Origin of the sequence: Faecalibacterium sp. Marseille-Q4164 (assembly GCF_017377545.1) — a bacterium.
GTDB lineage: Bacteria > Bacillota > Clostridia > Oscillospirales > Ruminococcaceae > Faecalibacterium > Faecalibacterium duncaniae.
In genome coordinates, this window is record NZ_JAFREJ010000034.1 from 1 (window position 1) to 3,067 (window position 3,067).

Below are 3,067 nucleotides of genomic sequence, written 5' to 3' on the forward strand. Positions count from 1 at the left end.
TTATATTTAACACACGGCAAGAAACAATTTCCGTTTCGCACATTGTAATGTTCGCAGAAAAAACTTATAATGCTTTTGAACCTGTAGGACACACAAAACGCGGAAAAGAGAGGGAATCATGAGGAAACTGTTCCTTTTGGAAGATGATCTGAGCCTGATCAGTGGGCTGACCTTTGCATTCAAGAAACAGGGCTTTGCACTGGATACAGCCCGGACACTGGCAGAAGCCGAGGTGCTGTGGTCAGACAGAAAATATGACCTGCTGGTGCTGGATGTTTCCCTGCCGGATGGCTCTGGCTTCGATTTCTGCCAGAAGGTGCGGCGCACATCCAACGTGCCGATTCTGTTCCTGACCGCTTCGGATGAGGAAATGAATATCATCATGGGGCTGGAACTGGGCGGGGATGATTACCTGACCAAGCCGTTCAAGCTGGGTGTCCTGTTGTCGCGGGTCAATGCACTGCTTCGCCGTGCAAATGCGTCCGGCGCAGGAGAACCCGTACTGGAATCGGGCAGCATCACCGTCCGGCTGTTGCAGGGGCAGGCATACAAAAACGGAATCTTGCTGGAACTGACCGGCGCAGAGTACAAGCTGCTCTGCTTCTTTATGCAGCATCCGAATGCCGTGCTATCCAAGGAACAAATTCTGGATGCACTGTGGGACTGCGATGGGGATTACATTGACAGCAGTGCCTTAACAGTGTACATCCGGCGGCTGCGGATGAAGATTGAGGACGACCCCGGCAAACCGCAGATGCTGCTGACTGTCCGCGGCATGGGCTATAAATGGAATGGGTAAAGGTGCCGTATGAAAGTATTCGCAAACCGGGAAATCCGGATTTTGTTCCGGACAGTGCTGGCGGTCTGGGCGGTGGCATTGGCTCTCACGCAGGGCATCGTATGGCATACGACGCATGTATTTTCTTTCGGGTTACTGTTGGTTTTTCTGCTGCTGGGCGGCTGTCTCTGGGGCGTGCTTTTTCGCTATTTCCAAAGGCAGAGCGCGCTTCTGGAACAGGCAGTCCAGCAAATCCAAAGCTGTCTGGATGGTAACCCGGATGCACGACTGGACTGCGACCGGGAGGGAGAACTTTACCGTCTGTTTCACTCCGTTAATGCATTGGCGGCAGTTCTGAGCGCACACGCAGACAACGAGCAGCGGGAGAAGCGTTTTTTGAAAAATACCATTGCAGATATTTCGCACCAGCTCAAAACACCGCTGGCGGCGTTGAATATCTACAACGGTCTGCTTCAGGACGAAGTTGTTTCGCCGTCGGAGGTCAAAGAGTTTGCAGACCTGTCCGAACAGGAGTTGGACCGCATCGAAACGCTGGTGCAGAATCTGCTCAAAATCACCCGGCTGGATGCCGGTTCGGTCGTCTTGGAGAAGAAAAACGAAAATGTTGCTGAAATGGTGCAGGACATCGCGCGGCAGTATAACTATCGTGCAGAGCAGGAACAGAAAAAGCTCGTTCTGTCTGGCTCAGAGGCGGTTACACTTTGGTGCGACCGTGACTGGATGCAGGAAGCTGTGGACAATCTTGTAAAGAATGCCCTTGACCACACAAAGAGCGGAGATACGATTCAGGTAGAGTGGAATGCACTGCCGTCCATGGTTCAGATCAAAGTGCGCGACAACGGCAGTGGCATCCACCCGGAAGATTTGTACCATATCTTCAAACGGTTTTATCGCAGCCGCTTTTCACAGGATACACAGGGCATCGGGCTGGGTCTTCCGCTGGCAAAAGCCGTTGTGGAAGCCCATCACGGCACCATTGAAGTAGACAGCGAGCTGGGAAAGGGCACGACCTTTACTCTGAATTTTCCGATTCCTACAAAATTGTAGGCTGAGTGTAGGCTTGCAGTAAGGTTGACGTGTTATCCTTTTCTGCACAGACAGAAATAATCCGTCTGAATCGAAGGAATCTGCAAAGTGAGGGATACACTATGGAACTATTAGAAGTCAACCATCTCTGCAAGACCTACGGCAGCGGAGAAACTGCTGTCCATGCGCTGAAAGATGTTAGCTTTTCAGTGCCGAAAGGCGAATATGTGGCGGTCGTTGGCGAATCCGGCTCCGGCAAAAGCACCCTGCTCAACCTGATTGGCGGACTGGATACGCCGACTTCCGGCAAGGTGCTGATTGATGGCAAGGATGTTTTTGCCATGAAAGACCGGGAGCTGACGATCTTCCGCCGCCGCAATATCGGTTTTATCTTTCAGGCATTCAACCTCATCCCGGAACTGACCGTAGAACAGAACATCCTGTTCCCGGTGCTGCTGGACTACCAAAAGCCGGACAGGGCATATCTGGAAGAACTGCTGACCGTGCTGAATCTGAAAGACCGTCGAAAGCATCTGCCAAGCCAGCTTTCCGGTGGGCAGCAGCAACGGGTAGCCATTGGCCGTGCCCTGATGACCCGCCCTTCACTGATTTTGGCGGATGAGCCGACCGGCAATCTGGACACCCAGAACACCAGCGAGGTCATTGCCCTGCTAAAAGAAACATCCCGGAAATACGAGCAGACCATCCTGATGATCACCCACAACCGCAGCATTGCGCAGACGGCAGACCGGGTGTTGCAGGTATCGGACGGCTGCCTGACCGATTTTGGGAGGTGCCGGGAATGAGCAGCACAGAAATGAAAAGCTATCTGAGCCTGATCCCGCTTTCTGCCAAGGTACGCAGACGGCAGAACCGCATGACGATTTTGTGCATCGTCCTTGCGGTGTTTCTGGTCACGGCGGTGTTCAGTATGGCAGATATGGCGATTCGGATGGAAACCTCAAACCAACTGAACAAAAACGGAAACTGGCATATCATGGTAAAGGACATCTCCCCTGAAACAGCCGCAGAGCTTGCCACACAGGAGGATGTTGCTGCATTTTCGGCGTATAGCGACATCAACGCTTCCCTTACGGAAAACTACTTTGCCGGAGATAAACGTGCCGCACTGGTAGGAGCAGATGATGCAATCCTTCAAATCTTTCCGGGAATGCAGTGCAGCACTGCCCCGGCGGATGGCGAAGTGCTCGTGACAGCAAACATCCGGGATTGGCTGGATGT

The 3,067-nt window shown here is 52.7% G+C and carries 4 protein-coding genes; all 4 read left to right on the forward strand.

What is annotated here, in order from left to right; genetic code table 11:
* Positions 1-118: 118 nt before the first annotated feature.
* The gene (locus J3352_RS14040) at positions 119-799 is read left to right on the forward strand and encodes a response regulator transcription factor (RefSeq protein ID WP_118658477.1); all 681 of its coding nucleotides are present in this window, start codon (positions 119-121) and stop codon (positions 797-799) included.
* A 9-nt stretch (positions 800-808) separates the two neighbouring features.
* A complete protein-coding gene (locus J3352_RS14045; RefSeq protein ID WP_156067589.1) occupies positions 809-1,846 on the forward strand; it encodes a cell wall metabolism sensor histidine kinase WalK in 1,038 nt (345 codons plus the stop codon).
* 101 nt (positions 1,847-1,947) lie between these two features.
* Positions 1,948-2,631: an ABC transporter ATP-binding protein gene (locus J3352_RS14050; protein WP_005942816.1), complete on the forward strand. Its 684-nt coding sequence runs from the start codon at positions 1,948-1,950 to the stop codon at positions 2,629-2,631.
* A gap of 11 nt (positions 2,632-2,642) precedes the next feature.
* Positions 2,643-3,067: ABC transporter permease (locus tag J3352_RS14055; RefSeq protein WP_370569108.1), on the forward strand; the 425-nt coding region annotated here is incomplete at its 3' end.

Coding starts and splice junctions, on each gene's coding strand:
- J3352_RS14050 (WP_005942816.1), top strand. CDS start 1,948: ATGGAACTATTAGAAGTCAACCATCTCTGCAAGACCTACGGCAGCGGA.
- J3352_RS14040 (WP_118658477.1), top strand. CDS start 119: ATGAGGAAACTGTTCCTTTTGGAAGATGATCTGAGCCTGATCAGTGGG.
- J3352_RS14045 (WP_156067589.1), top strand. CDS start 809: ATGAAAGTATTCGCAAACCGGGAAATCCGGATTTTGTTCCGGACAGTG.